This window comes from Pseudarthrobacter oxydans (assembly GCF_034258515.1).
Classification (GTDB): Bacteria; Actinomycetota; Actinomycetes; order Actinomycetales; family Micrococcaceae; genus Arthrobacter.
The window spans coordinates 2,594,131-2,613,026 of the sequence record NZ_CP139438.1 but is presented as its reverse complement, the minus strand read 5'-3'; the positions used below and the strand labels follow the sequence as shown (position 1 = coordinate 2,613,026).

General features: G+C 65.5%; 15 protein-coding genes and 2 tRNA genes. 11 read left to right on the top strand and 6 right to left on the bottom strand.

Features of this window, described 5'->3' with window-relative positions:
* Positions 1 to 139 precede the first annotated feature (139 nt).
* The 3 genes from SMD14_RS11740 to SMD14_RS11730 all read left to right on the top strand — a co-directional run bounded on the left by SMD14_RS11740 (position 140) and on the right by SMD14_RS11730 (position 2,685).
* Entirely contained in the window at positions 140 to 1,159 is a 1,020-nt protein-coding gene (locus tag SMD14_RS11740; protein WP_321213755.1) for a hypothetical protein, read from the top strand.
* An 81-nt stretch (positions 1,160 to 1,240) separates the two neighbouring features.
* Positions 1,241 to 1,735 (top strand): ribose-5-phosphate isomerase, encoded by a 495-nt coding sequence (locus SMD14_RS11735; RefSeq protein WP_321213754.1) that lies wholly within the window; start codon positions 1,241 to 1,243, stop codon positions 1,733 to 1,735.
* The gene (locus tag SMD14_RS11730; RefSeq protein ID WP_321213753.1) at positions 1,735 to 2,685 is read left to right on the top strand and encodes a DNA-formamidopyrimidine glycosylase family protein; all 951 of its coding nucleotides are present in this window, start codon (positions 1,735 to 1,737) and stop codon (positions 2,683 to 2,685) included. The genes SMD14_RS11735 and SMD14_RS11730 overlap by 1 nt, the downstream gene beginning before the upstream one ends.
* 95 nt (positions 2,686 to 2,780) lie before the next feature.
* Here SMD14_RS11730 and SMD14_RS11725 read toward each other — a convergent pair.
* Positions 2,781 to 2,854: transfer RNA gene (locus SMD14_RS11725), tRNA-Gly, on the bottom strand.
* Positions 2,855 to 2,995: 141 nt separating this feature from the next.
* Here SMD14_RS11725 and SMD14_RS11720 point away from each other — a divergent pair.
* The 6 genes from SMD14_RS11720 (at position 2,996) to SMD14_RS11695 (ending at position 8,246) form a co-directional block, all read left to right on the top strand.
* A tRNA-Pro gene (locus SMD14_RS11720) sits at positions 2,996 to 3,070 on the top strand.
* Between the two features lie 81 nt (positions 3,071 to 3,151).
* Complete coding sequence (tig, locus tag SMD14_RS11715; protein ID WP_321213752.1) at positions 3,152 to 4,543, top strand: trigger factor; 1,392 nt, start codon at positions 3,152 to 3,154, stop codon at positions 4,541 to 4,543.
* Between the two features lie 226 nt (positions 4,544 to 4,769).
* Positions 4,770 to 5,393, top strand: a complete 624-nt coding sequence (locus tag SMD14_RS11710; RefSeq protein WP_157243122.1) for an ATP-dependent Clp protease proteolytic subunit — start codon at positions 4,770 to 4,772, stop codon at positions 5,391 to 5,393.
* Between the two features lie 37 nt (positions 5,394 to 5,430).
* Entirely contained in the window at positions 5,431 to 6,090 is a 660-nt protein-coding gene (locus tag SMD14_RS11705; RefSeq protein WP_157241960.1) for an ATP-dependent Clp protease proteolytic subunit, read from the top strand.
* Positions 6,091 to 6,266: 176 nt separating this feature from the next.
* Positions 6,267 to 7,547 carry an ATP-dependent Clp protease ATP-binding subunit ClpX gene (gene clpX, locus SMD14_RS11700; protein ID WP_157241961.1) on the top strand — a complete coding sequence of 427 codons (1,281 nt, stop codon included), beginning with the start codon at positions 6,267 to 6,269 and terminating at the stop codon, positions 7,545 to 7,547.
* Positions 7,548 to 7,631: 84 nt separating this feature from the next.
* On the top strand, positions 7,632 to 8,246 hold the full coding sequence (locus SMD14_RS11695) for a DsbA family protein (RefSeq protein ID WP_157241962.1): 615 nt from the start codon (positions 7,632 to 7,634) through the stop codon (positions 8,244 to 8,246).
* Between the two features lie 350 nt (positions 8,247 to 8,596).
* Here SMD14_RS11695 and valS read toward each other — a convergent pair whose 3' ends face one another.
* Entirely contained in the window at positions 8,597 to 11,218 is a 2,622-nt protein-coding gene (valS, locus tag SMD14_RS11690; protein ID WP_321213751.1) for a valine--tRNA ligase, read from the bottom strand.
* A 125-nt stretch (positions 11,219 to 11,343) separates the two neighbouring features.
* Here valS and SMD14_RS11685 point away from each other — a divergent pair, with 125 nt between their 5' ends.
* Positions 11,344 to 12,105, top strand: a complete 762-nt coding sequence (locus tag SMD14_RS11685; RefSeq protein WP_321213750.1) for an SDR family oxidoreductase — start codon at positions 11,344 to 11,346, stop codon at positions 12,103 to 12,105.
* A 7-nt stretch (positions 12,106 to 12,112) separates the two neighbouring features.
* Here the strand turns inward: SMD14_RS11685 and SMD14_RS11680 are convergent, their stop codons facing one another.
* From SMD14_RS11680 to SMD14_RS11665, 4 genes are all read right to left on the bottom strand, one after another.
* On the bottom strand, positions 12,113 to 12,496 hold the full coding sequence (locus SMD14_RS11680) for a hypothetical protein (RefSeq protein WP_321213749.1): 384 nt from the start codon (positions 12,494 to 12,496) through the stop codon (positions 12,113 to 12,115).
* A gap of 194 nt (positions 12,497 to 12,690) precedes the next feature.
* Positions 12,691 to 13,389: a response regulator transcription factor gene (locus tag SMD14_RS11675; RefSeq protein WP_321213748.1), complete on the bottom strand. Its 699-nt coding sequence runs from the start codon at positions 13,387 to 13,389 to the stop codon at positions 12,691 to 12,693.
* On the bottom strand, positions 13,379 to 14,602 hold the full coding sequence (locus SMD14_RS11670; protein ID WP_321213747.1) for a histidine kinase: 1,224 nt from the start codon (positions 14,600 to 14,602) through the stop codon (positions 13,379 to 13,381). Before SMD14_RS11670 ends, SMD14_RS11675 begins: the two co-directional genes overlap by 11 nt.
* Positions 14,602 to 15,141, bottom strand: a complete 540-nt coding sequence (locus SMD14_RS11665) for a hypothetical protein (RefSeq protein WP_321213746.1) — start codon at positions 15,139 to 15,141, stop codon at positions 14,602 to 14,604. Before SMD14_RS11665 ends, SMD14_RS11670 begins: the two co-directional genes overlap by 1 nt.
* Positions 15,142 to 15,560: 419 nt before the next feature.
* On the opposite strand from SMD14_RS11665, the gene ileS reads away from it, so the two are divergent.
* Complete coding sequence (gene ileS, locus SMD14_RS11660; protein ID WP_321213745.1) at positions 15,561 to 18,893, top strand: isoleucine--tRNA ligase; 3,333 nt, start codon at positions 15,561 to 15,563, stop codon at positions 18,891 to 18,893.
* Positions 18,894 to 18,896: the final 3 nt, after the last annotated feature.

Here is an 18,896-nt window from a genome sequence, read left to right as displayed (position 1 = left end):
GTTGCGTCTGCCTGCTGGCGTGCCCAGCGGCGGCATTGTTCATTCTTGCATTCCGCCAGCCTTGGCAAGTAGCACGGCCCGGGATGGCTGCCGCGTGAGGCGGAAAGCCGCCGGCCGGCCGTGGGAGTAGCGTTAAATCATGGGAAAGTTCATGGAGTCGATGGACACGAAAGCCCTTCGGTTTGTGGTGGGGTTCCCGCTGCTGGTGGCGGCGGCCTTCGTGGTGTGCGCCTTCCTGATCCGGCCGGACCTTCCGGAGCCGCTCGCCATCCGGTGGACGGACGACGGCGGCGCCTCCTTCGCGCCCTTCGGCGCCTACGTCACGGCAGGAGCCTTAATGATCCTGGCTGGCGGCTGGCTGGTCCTCTTCCAGGCCGTGCCCGTCAGCAGGCCCGTGCTGATGCGCCGGATCATGATGGGCGCCGGGATGTTCTTCACGCTCTTCGTCACCAGCGCCCTCGCTGCCGGCATCGTGGGACAGGCAGGGCTGGCGGACGCCCGTGAATCCCATGTGGACATGACCGTCCTGGCACTCGGAAGCGGGGCGGCCCTGTCGCTCGGCGTGATTGTTGCCTTTACCTTCAAAGCGGACCAGCAGTGGTCACCGGACGACGACCGGGCCCTTCAACTGGCCATCGCGAGGGAGGCTGACCCCGACCTGACACGGGACGACATCCGGCTCTGGGTCCATGCCCGCAGTTCGGTATTCGTCATGATCGCCATCGCATCGCTGCTTCCGTCTGCCCTCATCGCCGTTGCCGTGCCCTGGCTCGGCGCGCTCCTCGTGCTCCTCGCGGCGACGGGCGCGGCGTTCCTGTTCGCGCGCATCAAAGCCGACCGCCGCGGCCTGAAAGTCCTGCTGGCCGGCATCGTTCCGGTCATGAACGTCCCGGCCGGAGCCATCTCGGGCGCTACCGCCGCCGAGGTGAAGGCCGCAGACTATGGGGGGTGGGGCTACCGGCACCACGGCGGCACTGCCGCCATGCTCGTCAGCAGCGGTCCCGCCGTCGTCGTCAGCAAAACCGACGGCCAGCGCCTCGCGGTGAGCGGGGGCAGTACTGCCTCGGCGGCGAGGCTGGCCGAGGTACTGACGCGGGTTGCTGAAAGGGCCCGGCCCGGCGGCGGGGCGGCGCCGACTCCCGGCCAGCCGGAGTCCTAGTATTCTTGACCGTGTTGTCCTGACCCTGGCCTGCGCCGTCCCGGCCGGCTGCCTGCGCCCCCAACCGAACGGATTCTGCTCGTGACATCATCCCCTGCCTTCCCGCGGGTCCACATCGCCACCGACCATGCGGGCATGGAACTGAGCGCCCACCTGGTGTCCCACCTGACAGCCAAGGGCTATGAGGTGGTGGACCACGGCCCCAAGGCCTACGACGCCCAGGACGACTACCCCTCTTTCTGCATCAATGCCGCCCTTGCCGTGGTTGCCGACCAGCAGGCAGGCATCCACGCCCTGGGCATCGTGTTGGGCGGCTCGGGCAACGGGGAGCAGATCGCCGCCAACAAGGTCAAGGGCGTCAGGGCTGCCCTGGCCTGGAACCACTCGACCGCCACACTCGCCCGCGAGCACAATGACGCCAATGTCGTGGCTGTCGGCGGCCGCCAGCACACGGTGGAGGAAGCGACCCGGCTGGTCGAGGCCTTCCTGACCGAGCCCTTCAGCAATGACGAGCGCCACGTCCGCCGCATCGGCAAGATCGCCGCCTACGAAGCAACCGGCGAGGTCATCGAGTAGTGCCCGAAGGGCATTCCGTCCGCCGCCTGGCGCGGCAGTTCGGGGACGTATTCGGCGGCCGGCGGCTCACTGTGTCCAGCCCGCAGGGCCGGTTCAGCGGAGGCGCCGCGCTCCTGGACGGGCGCACCCTGCTCGTGGCCGAGGCGCACGGCAAGCATCTGTTCCTGCACTTCGACAACACCTTGGTGCTGCATGTGCATCTGGGCCTGTACGGTGCCTGGAGTTTTGGCGGCGACAGCACGTTCGCCGGCTCCTCCAGCATCGGTGCCCCGCGCCGGGTGGGGGAGCGGGAGACGTTCCCGGACGCGAACGACGGCGACGGCGCCGGCACGAACGGAGGCAGCGCCTATGCCGGTCCGCCGGACCCCGTGGGGGCCGTGAGGGTCAGGCTGGCCAGCAGCAACGGGTGGGCCGACCTGAGGGGTGCCACCACCTGCGAGGCGATTACCGCGGCAGAGGCTGACGCTGTCCTCGCCCGGCTGGGGCCGGACCCGCTGCGGAACCTGCGGGGCGACGCCGGACGGTTCGCGGCCAATTTGCAGGGCCGGAAAACTCCGGTGGCTGCACTCCTGATGGACCAAAAGATCATCGCCGGCGTCGGCAACGTCTACCGCGCCGAGGTCCTTTTCCGCCGGCGTATCGATCCCTGGCTGCCGGGAACCGCACTGCCCGACGCCGAGGCACGCAAGTTGTGGCGCGACGTCGTGACCGTCATGAACGACGGCGTTGCCGACGGCCGCATCATCACCACAACGCCCCGGTACTGGTCGGAACACGGCAAGGCAACCGCCGCCGCCTTGAAAAGCGGGACCTTCCCCGCGCGGGACAATGCCCATTACGTCTACAAGCGGGACGGGATGCCGTGCCGGGTCTGCGGCACCACGGTGCTGATTGCTGAACTGGCGGGGCGCAAACTCTATTGGTGCCCCTTCTGCCAGCAGCAGGCGTGAACGGGGGCTGCCGGCAAAGTCCCCACGATGGCTTGCCGGCACCGGGGCCCAACGGATTAAAAAGACAGGCCCCTCGTCGGAGGGGCCTGTCTGTTTGGAGGGGACGACGGGAATCGAACCCGCGTAATCAGTTTGGAAGACTGAGGCTTTACCATTAAGCTACGTCCCCGGAAGAACTGCACCTGCAATATTAGCAGGCCTGCAACTCCGGGCTGGCTGTTCAAGCCGGATACAACTAAACCTAATCCATGGGCTACGTGTCAAATGTGCAAACTGGGCGCGGATCACCGTAGACTTGCCTGTGCACTAACGGGGTGTAGCTCAGCTTGGCTAGAGCGCCTGCTTTGGGAGCAGGAAGTCGCAGGTTCAAATCCTGTCACCCCGACTCTGCGGCCCGGACCACTCGGCCTGGACAAAACATTGCGTTTGCAGAAACCCATCCCACAATCCCAGGAGTACTTAGACCGTGAAGAGCGCTGTCGAGAACCTCACCCCCACGCGGGTCAAGCTCAATGTTGAGGTCCCCTTTGAGGAATTGAAGCCCAGCATCGACTCGGCCTACAAGACCGTTGCTTCGCAGATCCAGGTCCCGGGCTTCCGTAAGGGCAAAGTCCCCGCCAAGCTCATCGACCAGCGCGTCGGCCGCGGCTACGTCCTGGAGACTGCCATCAACGAAGGCCTCAACGGCTGGTACCAGGCCGCTGTGCAGGAATCCGGCATCCGCCCCCTGAGCCGCCCCGAGGTTGAGATCACCGAGGTCCCGGACCCCTCCGCAACGGACGGCGGACTGAAGTTCGCTGCCGAGGTGGACGTCCGCCCGGAGATCGAGCTCCCGGACTACTCCGGCATCAAGGTTGAAGTTGCTGCGGCCGAGTCCTCCGACGAGGACGTGGACAAGGCCCTCGACGAACTGCGCGGCCGCTTCGGCACGCTCAAGTCCGTGGACCGCCCCGCCGCGGACGGCGATTTCCTCACCATCGACATCACCGCCAGCATCGACGGCGAAGAGGTTGACTCCGCTTCCGGCCTGTCCTACCAGGTGGGTGCCGGCACCATGCTCGACGGGCTCGACGAAGCCGTCACCGGGCTCAGCGCCGAGGAAGACGCCATCTTCGACACCACTCTGGTGGGCGGCGACCACGCCGGCGAAGCCGCCCAGGTCAAGGTCGTCGTCAAGGCCGTCAAGGAGCGCGAACTCCCCGAGGCAAACGATGACTTCGCCCAGCTGGCTTCCGAGTTCGACACCCTCGCCGAACTGCGCGAAGACCTGGCCAAGCAGGCCGCAGACTCCAAGGTTGTAGAGCAGGGCGTCGAGGCCCGCGACAAGGTCCTGGACAAGCTCGTTGAGCTCGTTGAGGTTCCCGTTCCGGACTCCGTCGTTGAAGAGCAGCTCGAGGCCCACTTCAAGGAGGGCAGCGGGCACGGTGAAGGCGAGCACGACACCGAGGAGCACCGCGAAGAGGTTCGTGCCAACACGGCCCGCGCCTTCCAGAACGAAATCATCCTCGACGCCATTGCCGAGAAGGAAGAAGTCGACGTCAGCCAGAACGAGCTGATCGACTACATCGTGACCACCGCCAGCCAGTACGGCATGGACCCGAACCAGTTCGCCCAGATCATCGATCAGAGCGGCCAGGTTCCCATGATGGTTTCCGAGGTCCGCCGCCGCAAGGCGCTGGCCGTCGTCCTGGGCCAGGCTGAGGTCACCGACACCGAGGGCAAGGCCGTGGACCTGAGCGACTTCGTCCGTCCCGGCGGCGAAGAGGAAGCTCCCGCAGCCGAAGCTGTCGAGGCCGAGGCTGAGACCGCCGAGGCAGCCGTCGAGGAAGACACGGCAGAGGCCAAAGCCCAGGCCTAAGAGCCACTGAGTGGACGGCCCCCGGATCATTGGATCCGGGGGCCGTTTGCGTTGGATCCTGCTGCTTCGCACCGGCCCTGCCGATCGTGCGCCGTCAGCGAACAGCCGCGGATGCGCGAACAAAACACCGCTGAAACCGGTTAGTGTCCAAGTAGTGATTTTCAGTGATGTCACCGTCACCAGCGAGAGGTAAGTACACATGTCACAGCACGCAGAGTCCCCCCGGATGGCTACTGTCGATCCCGCAGCCCAGGACAACTACATCTACAACCGTCTCCTGAAAGAGCGGATCATCTGGCTGGGCTCAGAGGTGCGTGACGACAACGCCAACGCCATCTGCTCGCAGCTGCTCCTGCTGTCCGCCGAGAACCCGGACAAGGACATCTACCTCTACATCAACTCCCCGGGCGGCTCGGTGACGGCAGGCATGGCCATCTACGACACCATGCAGTTCATCCCCAACGACGTCGTCACGGTAGCCACCGGCCTGGCCGCCTCGATGGGACAGTTCCTGCTGTCTTCCGGCACCAAGGGCAAGCGCTACGCGACCCCCAACGCCCGCGTCCTGATGCACCAGCCTTCCGGCGGCATCGGCGGCACCGCCTCGGACATCAAGATCCAGGCCGAGCTCATCCTGCACATGAAGAAGGTCATGGCGGAACTGACGGCCGAGCAGACCGGCCAGACCGTCGAGACCATCCTCAAGGACAACGACCGGGACAAGTGGTTCACGGCAACCGAGGCCCTGGAGTACGGCTTCTTCGACAAGATCGCCGCCCACGCCGGCTCTGTATCCGGTGGTGGCGGAACGGCCAACGGGTCTTCCGGCGAGTCAGCGTCCGAACAGTAATCCGGCACAGAGAAAACTTAGATCAGGAGCAACAAAAATGACCTACAACTTCGGATCGACTGCCGGTAACCTTCCGACCAGCCGTTATGTCCTGCCCCAGTTCGAGGAACGCACTCCGTACGGCTTCAAGCGCCAGGACCCCTACACCAAGCTCTTCGAAGACCGCATTATCTTCCTTGGTGTGCAGGTGGATGACGCCTCTGCCGATGACGTCATGGCCCAGCTGCTGGTCCTCGAGTCCACTGACCCGGACCGCGACATCACCCTCTACATCAACTCGCCCGGCGGCTCTTTTACCGCCATGACGGCCATCTACGACACCATGCAGTACATCCGCCCCGAGATCCAGACGGTCTGCCTCGGCCAGGCCGCAAGCGCCGCTGCCGTACTGCTGGCGGCAGGTACTCCCGGAAAGCGCCTGGCCCTCCCGAATGCCCGCGTCCTGATCCACCAGCCGGCGCTGTCCGGCGGCCAGGGCGGACAGGCCTCAGACCTGGAGATCCAGGCAGCCGAAGTCATGCGGATGCGCTCCTGGCTGGAAGACACGCTCGCCCACCACTCGGGACGGACGTCAGAGCAGGTCAACAACGACATCGAGCGCGACAAGATCCTCACCGCGGCAGAAGCGCAGACGTACGGCCTGATCGACCAGGTCCTGGATTCACGGAAGATCAAACCGCAGGCGATCAGCCGGTAACGGTAAAGTAATGGGCCGGTGGGGCCAATCATTTGGCTCCACCGGCCTTTTCCTTCCACCCTGGGAAGCGAATGTGACCTAGAGTGGATGGTGTCACAACCGGTCCGTGCAGGCCCGGTGGAGATTCCAGCAACGGAGCAAGGCTGCCTGGCAGCAGGATACTAAGGGGTTCACATATGGCTCGGATTGGCGAGAGCACGGATCTGCTGAAGTGCTCTTTCTGCGGAAAGAGCCAAAAGCAGGTGCGCAAGCTCATAGCCGGGCCCGGTGTCTACATCTGCGATGAATGCATTGAGCTCTGCAACGAGATCATTGAAGAGGAGCTCGCGGAAGTTGCTGACCTGGGAAGCTTCGAACTTCCCAAACCGCGCGAGATCTTCGATTTCCTGCAGGAGTACGTCATTGGCCAGGAGCCTGCCAAGCGTTCCCTCGCCGTCGCCGTCTACAACCACTACAAGCGGATCCAGGCCGGCCACGCCCCTAAATCCGGAAGCCTTGCCGACGGCGGCCACCACGACGACGTCGAGATTGCCAAGTCCAACATCCTGCTCATCGGCCCCACCGGCTGTGGCAAGACCTACCTCGCCCAGACCCTCGCCCGCCGCCTGAACGTTCCCTTCGCCGTAGCTGACGCCACGGCCCTGACCGAGGCCGGGTACGTCGGTGAAGACGTGGAGAACATCCTCCTCAAGCTCATCCAGGCCGCCGACTACGACGTGAAGAAGGCTGAGCAGGGCATCATCTACATCGATGAGATCGACAAGATTTCCCGCAAGAGCGAAAACCCCTCCATCACCCGCGACGTATCCGGCGAAGGCGTCCAGCAGGCGCTCCTGAAGATCCTGGAAGGCACGGTTGCCTCCGTCCCGCCGCAGGGCGGCCGGAAGCACCCGCACCAGGAATTCATCCAGATTGACACCACAAACGTCCTCTTTATCGTGGCGGGCGCCTTTGCCGGCCTGGAAGAGATCATCGGGTCGCGGTCCGGACGGAAGGGCATAGGCTTCGGCGCCCCCCTGAACGAGGCCAGCAAGAAGGTGGATTCCTACGGTGAAGTGATGCCCGAGGACCTGCTGAAATTCGGCCTGATCCCCGAGTTCATCGGCCGGCTTCCCGTGATCACCACCGTCTCCAACCTGGACCGCGATGCCCTGATCCAGATCCTGTCCACACCCAAGAACGCCCTTGTGAAGCAGTACCAGAAGATGTTCCAGATAGACGGCGTGGAACTGGTGTTTGACGACACAGCCCTTGACGCCATTGCGGAGCAGGCGCTGGAGCGCGGCACCGGCGCCCGGGGGCTGCGGGCCATAATGGAGGAAGTGCTGCTTCCTGTCATGTTCGATCTCCCCAGCCGCGAAGACGTTGCCAGCGTGATCATCACCGAGGACGTCGTGCTGAGGGGTGCGGAACCGACCATCGTTCCCCACGTCGCCAAGCGCCGTAAGTCTGCCTGACTTCCCGGCACAGCGCCGTTACCCGCAGTAGCCCTTACACGTCGTGGCTGCCCCGCGCCACTGAGACCAGCGAAGGAATTCCCTATGACTGAGCCCGCTAAGAACACGGCCGACTTCTGGTTCGATCCGCTGTGCCCGTTCGCCTGGATCACCTCGCGCTGGATAGGCGAAGTGGAGGGCGTCCGCGACATCGGGACGGAGTGGCACGTGATGAGCCTGGCCGTCCTTAACGAAGGCCGGGACCTGGAACCTGCCTACCGCGAATCGATGGACAACGCCTGGGGTATGGTCCGGGTGATCATCGCGGCCCAGGAGGAACACGGCAGGGGCACGGTCAAGCCACTCTACGACGCCATGGGCTCGTTGATCCATGAACAGGGCGAAAAGGACCGCGACCTGGTGATCGCCAAAGCACTTGCTGAATGCGGCCTTCCCGCTTCACTGGCCGGAGCCGCCGCCACCGACGCCTACGACCGCCAGCTCCGGGCCAGCCACGAGGAAGGCATCTCGCGGGTGGGCCAGGACGTTGGAACGCCGGTTGTGGCCTTCAACGGGACGGCATTCTTCGGTCCCGTGCTTACCCGGATCCCGCGGGGCGAGGAAGCCGGCAAGCTGTGGGACGCCACCACCGCGATTGCTTCCTACCCGCATTTCTTCGAATTGAAGCGGAGCAGGACCGAACGTCCGGAATTCAACTAGGCCCGGCCCCTCCGGAAGCCCCGGCGGGAGTGTCCAGAGCCCCGGCCGAACTACTCGTTTGTAGTTCAGCCGGGGCTCTTGCGCATCGCGGTAGCCGGGACAACAATAGTTCTTACCCACTTCGAAAGAAGTGGGACGCAGAAACCAAAGATTCAGTGATATGCATTCGACGCAGCCATCGGCAAAGTCAGGATGCAAGCTACAAGTGACGAACGTAGGAAGACCTGAAGATCGGCGGATTCTGCCAGACCATCAAGACGTCACCGGATGGCCGAAAAGTCGAAGCCCCACCAACGGCAAAACGCTGATGGGGCTTCCCCTTTGCCCGAAAACAGGGCCCAAGGCTGCGGTTATGCTTTCGCCGGCTCCTCCGTGACGGCCAGTTCCACACCGGTGACAGCCAGCTCGCCCTCGCCCACCACTATTGAAATTTCGCGGGCGTTGGAGGCTGCCTTCAGGTCGGCCAGGCCGGCATTCAGTTGCCCTGCGAGTCCAGCTGGAGCCGTGATGGTCGCAGTCAGGACTTCCGTGCGCTGCTTCACCTTCGCCTCGGATTTGGCCTTGCGGACACCGCTGAGGGCAACACCAACCGTTGCGAGCATGGTGGTGTCGCCGCCCGGCACCGCCAGGGCGGCCGGCCACGCGGCGCGGTGGACCGAGCCCTTGCGCCACCAGCTCCACACCTCTTCAGTGGCGAACGGCAGGAACGGCGCGAAGAGCCGCAGCAGGGCGTCCAGGGTGGTGGCGAGGGCTGCCAGCACCGAGGCCTGTTCGGCTTCGCCCGCAGCCCCATAGGCCCTGTCCTTGATGAGCTCCACGTAGTCGTCGGTGAACTGCCAGAAGAAGCTTTCCGTGATCTGCAGCGCCCGTGCGTAGTCGTAGTTCTCGAAGGCCTTCGTGGATTGGGCCACAACGTCGGCGAGCTGTGCCAGGACCGCGCGATCGAGCGGATTGGTGAGGACGGAGAGGTCAGCGGACAGCACCGAGTCCTCCGTGGCGCCCAGGTTCAGGACGAACTTGGACGCATTGAGCAGCTTGATGGCCAGGCGCCGGCCGATCTTCATCTGGGCGATCTCGTAGGCTGTGTCCGCACCGAGCTTGGCCGAAGCGGCCCAGTACCGGACAGCGTCCGAGCCGTATTCCTCCAGTACATCGGTGGGTACCACCACGTTGCCCTTGGACTTGGACATCTTCTTGCGGTCCGGGTCCAGGATCCAACCGGAGATGGCGGCGTGCTTCCACGGCGCGCTGTTTTCCAAGGCGTCCGCGCGCACCACCGAGGAGAACAGCCAGGTCCGGATGATGTCGTGGCCCTGAGGCCGGACGTCAAAGGGGAAGACCTTGGCGAAGAGGTCTTCGTCGCGCTTCCAGCCGCCCACGATCTTTGGAGTCAGGGAGGAAGTGGCCCAGGTGTCCAGGATGTCCGCGTCACCGGTGAAGCCGCCGGGAACATCGCGCTGGCTTTCGTCGAAGCCGGGAGCGGCGTCCGCTGCCGGGTCCACCGGCAGCTGCCCGTCGGAGGGCACGATGGGGGAGTCGTAGTCCGGGTTGCCGTCGGCGTCCAGGGGGTACCAGACGGGGATGGGCACGCCGAAGAAGCGCTGGCGGGAAACCAGCCAGTCACCGTTCAGGCCTGAAATCCAGTTCTCGTAGCGGGAACGCATGAAGGCAGGATGGAAGTCGATCTCCCGGCCCCGTGCGATGAGCCGCTCCCTGCGGTCCTCGTCGCGTCCACCGTTGCGGATGTACCACTGCCGGGACGTGACCACTTCCAGGGGCTTGTCGCCCTTTTCGTAGAAGTTCACGGGATGCATGATCTTCTTGGGCTCGCCCTCAAGCAGGTCTGCGGCGGTGAGGAGCTTCACCACTTCTTCCTTGGCGCTGAAGACTGTCTTGCCGGCAATCGCGGCGAAGGCCTCGCGGCCGGCATCGGTGGTGATCCATTCGGGAGCCTCGCTGATGATCCGGCCGTCCCGGCCAACGATGGCGCGGGTGGGCAGCTGCAGTTCGCGCCACCAGGTGACGTCGGTCAGGTCACCGAACGTACACACCATGGCGATGCCGGAGCCCTTGTCCGCCTTGGCGAGCGGGTGCGCCTTCACCTCAACCTCGACGCCGAAGACGGGCGACGTGACCTTCTTGCCGAACAGCGGCTGGTACCGTTCGTCGTCGGGATTTGCCACCAGTGCGGCGCAGGCAGCCAGCAGTTCGGGACGGGTGGTCTCGATGTGGATCTTCTGTCCGTCCTCGGTGAAGAACGGGTAGCGGTAGTAGGCTCCGGGGACCTCGCGGTCTTCGAGTTCGGCCTGGGCCACTGCGGTACGGAAGGTTACGTCCCAGAGGGTGGGTGCCTCGGCCATGTAGGCGTCGCCCGCCGCCAGATTGGCCAGGAACGCGCGCTGCGAGACCGCCCGCGAGTTGTCGTCGATGGTCCGGTATGTCAGCTCCCAGTCGACGGACAGGCCCAGTGTCTGGAAGAGGTTTTCGAAGACCTTCTCGTCCTCAACCGCCAGCTCTTCGCAGAGCTCGATGAAGTTCCTTCGGGAGACGACGTCGAAGTCCCGCTGGTTCTTCGCCGGCTGCGCCGGCGGCCGGTAGTCAGGGTTGTACGGGATGGAGGGGTCGCAGCGGACGCCGTAGAAGTTCTGGACCCGGCGCTCGGTGGGCAGGCCGTTGTCGTCCCAGCCCATCGGGTAAAAGACGTTCTTTCCGGTCATGCGCTGGTAGCGCGCCAGCACGTCAGTCTGCGTGTAGGAGAACATGTGCCCCACGTGCAGTGAACCGGAAGCGGTGGGCGGGGGAGTGTCAATCGAGTAGACCTGGTCCCGGGTGGTCTCCCGATTGAACTTGTAGGTCCCCTCGGCCAGCCAGCGCTGCGTAAGCGCAGTTTCGAGGCCCTCGAGGGCCGGCTTGTCCGGAACGTTGATGGGGGTGGTGGTGGGCGTGTCTGTACCCTGTTTGTCTTCAGCCATCTGCCAATTGTTTCATGTCCCGCCGCTTCCGCCCGCCCTGCGTCCATGAGGCACCCCGTGTGCTGCGGTTCATCCGCCGACTCATCGGGAGGCGCCCGTTCGGCCGCCCCGGTTAGGGTGGTGCCATGACTGACATTTCGCAGAAAAAAGCAGCATTGGTGACCGGCGCAAGCAGCGGAATCGGAGAGGCCACCGTCCGTGCCCTCGCGGCGGAGGGTTGGACCGTGTTTGCGGTCGCCCGCCGCGCGGATCGCCTCGCCGCCCTGGCGCAGGAGACCGGCGCCGTCGCAGTTCCCGCCGACATTTCCGAGGACGACGACGTGTCCCGGCTTGTGGCGGAGGTGGCCGAAGCGGGCGGCATCGACACGTTGATCAACATCGCCGGCGGTGCAAGGGGCGCCGACACCATCGCAGCAGCCGACACGGAGGACTGGGAGTGGATGTACCGCGTCAACGTGCTGGGCACCATGAAACTCATCCGGGCGTTCCTGCCGATGCTGCGCGCCAACGGCGAAGGGACGGTGCTCAACCTGACCTCCACGGCGGGGCTGGCAGCCTATGAGGGCGGCGGCGGGTACAACGCGGCGAAATTCGCCCAGCACGCCCTGACCGTGGCCCTTCGGCTGGAGGAAGCCGAGCACAACGTCCGGGTCATCGAGGTGGCACCGGGGCTGGTCCAGACGGAGGAGTTCGCTTTGAACCGGCTCGGTGACCGGCAGGCCGCGGACAAGGTCTACCAAGGGGTGGAGAAGCCGCTCACTGCAGGTGACGTGGCCGGAGTGGTGCGGTACGCAGTGAGCGTTCCGCACCACGTCAACCTCGACCAGATTGTGGTCCGCCCGGTGGCGCAGGCAGCAAACTACAAACTGATCCGGAAGGGGGCCTGACGCCTGGTCAAAACGCCCGGTACGCGTATTCCATCGTGTACCCGGTGTTCTGGACACGGACGTTCTGTCCGAACCACCAGGCATCGCGGCAGCGCGTGCTGTAGGCGGGCACCCAGTTCTGTTCGGGATTGGCGAAGCTGGCGTACAGCGTAAAGCTGCCCCAGTTGGCGCCGTAGTTGGTCACGCAGATCCTGGATGCTCCCCAGAGGTTCGTGCTGACGAACGTGGAGGCGCCCGGTGCCAGCAGGCCGTCCGCCTGTGCTGCTGCGACTCCGGCGCCCGCCAGGGCTGTGGCGACCGCCGCCGTGGCCACTGTCTTCCGGATGACGCGGCGCCTCTTCCGTGCAGGCGGTGCGGTGAATTCTGCGTTGGCGGCTGCTGTGCTGTTCATGACTGCTCCTTAGGGCTCCCGGGGGCCTCCGGTTGAGGCCCCTTCGATGCCTCAACATTGCGCTTTCCGGAAGCAGGGATCGTCGGGCTCCTGCCTTATTTGTGCAGTACCTCCTGAGGGGTATGGCCCCGGAAATCCCTATGGCCCGGGACAGGCCCGGTCAGACCGGGCCTGTCCCCGCAGGTGCCTTCCGATTACGGCCCAAGTCGGGGCCGCACCAGGCCGCTTTCATAGGCGAAGGCCACGGCCTGGGCGCGGTCCCGCAGCCCGAGCTTGGCGAAGATGCGCCCCACATGGGTTTTGACGGTCCCCTCGCTGAGGAACAGCGCGGCGGCAATTTCGGTATTGCTCAGGCCAGTGGCGATGATGGCCAGGATTTCCCGCTCGCGCCGGGTAAGCCGGGACAGCTCCGCAGGGGCCGGAAGGACATCCGGTGTCCTGCCGGCGAACTGCGTTATCAGCATTCGGGTGACGGCGGGATCAAGCCAGCCGTCACCCCGGGCCAGGGACCGGACCGCCTCCGCAAGGCTGCCTGGCGCTGCGCTCTTGAGCAGGAATCCGGAGGCGCCCGCCCGCAGCGCCGCGTACAACTGCTCGTCCCCGTCAAAGGTGGTCAGCACCAGCACTGGCAGGGCGTTGTTTCCCGGTACGAAACCGTCCGATGCCAGTTCCCGCGTCGCCGCAACGCCGTCGAGCACCGGCATGCGCAGGTCCATGACCACGACGTCCGCGATGCCGCACCGGGCGGCAGCCACACCCTCGCGGCCGTTTCCTGCCTCGGCCGTCACCACAATGCCGGGCTCGGCTCCCAGAAGCATCGCAAGGCCGCCGCGGACCAGGGGTTCGTCGTCCACGAGCAGGACGCGGATCTGCCGCTGGTCCTCAGCGTCCACCGTGAACCGCCGGGGTCCCGCGTCGCGAAGGGGCGCCGGCGGGAAATCCTGCCTGGACCACGAACTCGTCGCCGCGCCTGCCAGTCTTTACCCAGCCGTCCGCTGCCTTTGCCCGTTCAGCCATCCCGACCAGCCCGTGACCGCTCGACAGCGGGTGGTGCAATGCCCCCGGAAGGCACCGGTTGCGGACTTCCAGCTGCACGCCGGAGGCCTGCCAGTGGAGCGATACGGTAGCGCGATGCCCTGCCGCCGAATATCTTGACGCATTCGTGAGGGCTTCCTGGACCACCCTGTAGGCGGACAGGTCAACGCCCGGCTCCAGGAGGACGGGCGCCCCGGTCACGTGTAGCTCCACGGCCAGTCCAGCCCGCTCCGATTCCTTGACCAATTCTTCCAGCCTGGAGATGCTCGGCAGGTCCCGGGCATCGGGTCCGCCGCCCTGCCCCCAGGAATCCGCGGAGGCGGCCGGAGCGCCATCGTAGAGCAGCCCGAGCATCCTTCGCAGTTCGACCACAGCCTGCTGCCCCAGCAACGAAACATTCTCGAGCGCCTCGGCGGCCTGCCGGGGGTTTGCCTGCATGATGCGTGCGGCGCCGGCGGTCTGTAGCACCATGAGGCTCACGGCATGAGCCACTACATCGTGCAGTTCGCGGGCGATGCGGGAGCGTTCGTCACGGATGGCACGTTCAGCGGCATAACGGGCCGCCCGGCGTCGTTGTTTAACACTCCAGGCCACCCACCGGCCCAGCCCGAAGACGGCCAGCGTAATGACGGCGCCGCCCACGGCGCCTACCGTTGCCACGTCCCACTCCTGTCCGGCGCCGGACCTGCCAACCTCCACCAGGACGTTCAGGAGAATCAGTCCGCACGCCGCCGCGGCCGCCGCCGCTGCCTGGATCCGCGGGCACAGCAGGGCCACGGTGAAGAGAGCCAGCCAGACGCCGAACAGCGGCACGAAACCGGGCACAAGCAGGCTCAATGCTGCGCTGCCCGCTGCCGTGACGGTGAAAACCGCCACCGGACGTTTCCGGCGGAACGGCAACGGCGCGTAGAGGAGCAGCACCAGCCAGGGCACCAGCCAGGCGCCGCCCGGAAAAGGTGCCGCTGCTTTGTCCCATGACAGCAACAGCTCCAGCGCGAAGCACAGGAGAAGGGCCGCAAAATCACCGGCCTCCTTCCAGTTGCGGCGGGCGGAGCCTGTGATAGGAGGCATCAGCAGCCGCCGAAGATGAAGCACCACCACATTCGGAATTCCCCTTCCCCGGAGTCCGGGGAAGGCTGGACCAGGTTCTGGCGCAACTCCTGTTCGCGTGCAGCTACCGGTCCCAGGACCGCAGCGGCATCCCAGGCGGGCGGAACTTGCATAGCATCGGGGCCCGCCTCTTCGGCAGGATCCTGCGGGCCGAGCGTCTCCGCGTAAGGGGCAGGGAAGGCGGAAAACTGGGCAAGCCAGATCAACGCGCCGCGTTCGGTGCCCTCGACAGTCGGCGGGATGAGTTCAATCCGCCTCGGTTTAATCCGTTCGATAGCTCCGGCATCCAGCGGTATGTCCTCCGGTGCAGCCAGCAGGACCTCAAAGCGGGCCAAGGGATCGCGGGCCCAGGCGGTGCTGCCCCGCACGGCCACCAGTTGCGGCGACAACAATTCACCCCAGGCAAGATGGCCGTTGACCGCATCTTCGCGACGGGCATCTTGGATGGAAACAATCAACCCGACCGGACCCGCATCCGTCATCTTGTTCTCGCCGCTCATGGTGCCCTCCCAGTGGACCGTGATAACTGAAGTATTTCCCTTGCCGAGCCCCGCGTCCAGAGTCCACCGGGAAGCGCACCGGCCGGGAACCAGAAGGTGTTTCGACATCCGCAGGCCCGGGACCCTAAACTGGAACGAGCAGCGTCGACCCGGCAATCACCGGTGAGCTTCCGGAAGAACACGCATACTGCCGTTACGGGGTACGCGCCAGTAGAACCGGACGGGTAAGCCCGTCACAGCAGTCAATGAGCGGCCGTCGTGGCGCCAGTTCCCTTCGGGGAACACGCAGCGACGGTAAGTGAGGTGGTACCGCGGTGAGCGTGGGGTCCGGCGGACAACACGGCAAGCCGTCCTCGCATCCTGAACGGAACAGCACGGCGCAGGCCGGCAGTTCGCCAAGCTCAACCCAGGATGTCGACATGACGTATTACCCCAAGGCCTCAGCCTCCACTTCTGCCAGCGCGTCGTCCAGCGGCGGTGCCGCTGTTTCCGCCTCCGTGAAGTTTCCGGAGATCGAAGAGCGCATCCTGAAGTACTGGGACCAGGACGGCACCTTCCAGGCCAGCATCGACCAGCGCAGCGCGGACGCTCCCGGCGGCGAGCCCGGCAGCAACGAGTTCGTCTTCTACGACGGCCCGCCCTTCGCCAACGGCCTGCCGCACTACGGGCACCTGCTGACCGGCTACGCCAAGGACCTGGTGGGCCGCTACCAGACCCAGCGCGGCAAGCGCGTGGAGCGCCGTTTCGGCTGGGACACCCACGGCCTGCCCGCCGAGCTTGAGGCCATGAAGCAGTTGGGCATGACGGACAAGACCCAGATCGAAGCCATGGGCATCGACAAGTTCAATGACGCCTGCCGCGCCTCCGTGATGAAGTACGCCGACGAGTGGCGCAATTACGTCACCCGCCAGGCACGCTGGGTGGACTTCGACAACGACTACAAGACCCTCAACGTGGAGTACATGGAGTCTGTCCTCTGGGCCTTCAAGCAGCTGCACGAAAAGGGCCTGACCTACAACGGCTACCGCGTTCTTCCGTACTGCTGGAAGGACGAGACGCCGCTGTCCAACCATGAGCTGCGGATGGACGACGACGTCTACAAGAACCGGCAGGACCAGACTGTCACGGTGACCTTCCCCATCACCCCGGGGGATTCGGAGCTGTCCCGGCAGCTTGCCGGCGTCCAGGCCCTCGCCTGGACCACCACGCCCTGGACGCTGCCCACCAACGCGGCGCTCGCCGTCGGCCCTTCCATCACTTACGCTGTGCTGCCTGCCGGCCCGAACGGCATCAAGGCTGCCTCCGCGGAGGCGCCCGTCACAGGAAGCTTCCTGTTGGCGGCCGACCTGGTGGGCAACTACGCCAAGGACCTGGGCTATGAGGATTTCGAGGCTGCCCAGGCCGCAGTGGTTTCCACCCACACCGGCACGGAACTCGAAGGGCTTGCGTACCAGCCGCTGTGGCAGGACTTCGCAGACAACGAAAAGTACGGCATGGAGAACGCCTGGCGGATCCTGGTTGCCGACTACGTCACCACCAGTGACGGCACCGGCATCGTCCACCAGTCGCCTGCCTACGGCGAGGATGACCAGAAGGTGTGCGAGGAGGCCGGCATTCCGGTGATCCTTTCCGTGGACGAAGGCGCCAGGTTCCTGCCGCTGTTCAAGCACGGGGACCTGCACGACATCGCGGGCCTGCAGGTGTTCGAGGCCAACAAGCCCATCACGCAGGTGCTGCGCGCCCAGGGCCGGCTGGTCAAGCAGGCAAGCTACGAGCACAGCTACCCGCACTGCTGGCGCTGCCGCAACCCGCTGATCTACCGTGCCGTCTCCTCCTGGTACGTGGAAGTCACCAAGTTCAAGGACCGCATGTCCGAGCTGAACCAGGAGATCAACTGGATCCCGGGCAACGTCAAGGACGGCCAGTTCGGCAAGTGGCTGGAGAACGCCCGCGACTGGTCCATCAGCCGCAACCGCTACTGGGGCAGCCCCATCCCCGTGTGGCAGTCCACCGATCCCGAATACCCCCGCACGGACGTTTACGGCTCGCTCGCCGAGATCGAGGCGGACTTCGGCCGCCTGCCGCTGAACAAAGACGGCCAGGTGGACCTGCACCGCCCGTTCATCGACGAACTGACCAGGCCCAACCCGGACGATCCCCGAACTCCCGAAGAAGGCCAGTCCGTGATGCGCCGCGTGGAGGACGTCCTGGACGTCTGGTTCGACTCCGGCTCCATGCCCTACGGCCAGGTGCACTACCCGTTCCAGAACGAGGCCTGGTTCGACACCCACAACCCCGCCGACTTCATCGTGGAGTACATCGGCCAGACCCGCGGCTGGTTCTACATGCTGCACATCCTCTCCACGGCACTGTTCGACCGGCCGGCCTTCCGCAACGTCATCAGCCACGGCATCGTGCTGGGTTCTGACGGGCAGAAGATGTCCAAGAGCCTGCGCAACTACCCGGACGTGTCGGAGGTCCTGGACCGCGACGGCTCCGACGCCATGCGCTGGTTCCTGATGTCCAGCCCCATCCTCCGCGGCGGCAACCTCGTGGTCACCGAGCAGGGAATCCGCGACGGCGTCCGCCAGGTCATCCTGCCCCTGTGGAACGTGTACAGCTTCTTCACGCTCTACACCAACGCGGCCAATGGCGGGGCGGGCTACGACGCGAAGCTGCGCCATGACGGCTACGCCGACACACTGGACCAGTACCTGCTCGCCAACACCGGCGAGCTGGTCCGCAATATGACCGCCCAGCTGGACAGCTATGACATCTCCGGCGCCTGCGACGAACTGCGCAGTTACCTGGACATGCTCACCAACTGGTACGTCCGCCGGAGCCGGCAGCGGTTCTTCGACGAGAGCGTCGACGCCTTCGACGCTCTCTACACCGCGCTGGAAACCGTCGCCCGCGTAGCCGCATCCCTGCTGCCGCTGGTTTCCGAGGAGATCTGGCGCGGGCTCACGGGCGGGCGCTCCGTGCACCTGGCCGACTGGCCGGACGCCGGGCTGTTCCCGGCCAACCCGGGGCTGGTCGAGGCGATGGACCGCGTACAGCAGATCTGCTCCACCGGTTCCTCCCTGCGCAAGGCCGCGAACCTGCGCGTGCGCCTCCCGCTGCAGGAACTTACGGTCGTGGCACCCGGTGCAGGCGCGCTGGGAGGCTTTGCCGCCGTCGTCGCCGATGAACTGAACCTGCGCTCGGTCCGCCTGCTCGACGCCGAGGCCGCCTCCCCGGAGGAGTTCGGCATCGAGCAGAAGCTCGTGGTCAACGCACGGGCTGCCGGCCCGCGCCTGGGCAAGAACGTCCAGCAGGCCATCAAGGGCTCCAAGTCCGGTGACTGGTCCGTTAGCGAAGCCGGGGTGGTCACCGCCGGCGGCCTCGAGCTCGAGCCGCAGGAGTACGTCCTGGAAACCGTCGTGGCTGAAGCCGCAGAGGGTGCCGGCTCACGTGCAGCCGCTGTCCTTCCCGGGGGCGGCTTTGTGGTCCTGAACACCGAGGTCACCCCGGAACTGGAAGCAGAGGGACTGGCCCGGGACATGATCCGCGCCATCCAGCAGGCCCGCAAGGACGCCGGGCTGAACGTCAGCGACCGGATCCGGACCACCGTGGCTGCCCGGCAGAACGTCGTGGACGCCCTGCTCGCCAACGCCGACCTGGTCAAGGGTGAGACCCTCACCGTTGACCTGGCGGCAGAACCTTCGGACGCCGCCGAGCCGGCTGTCGCCGTCGAAAAAGTAGAGGCCTGATCC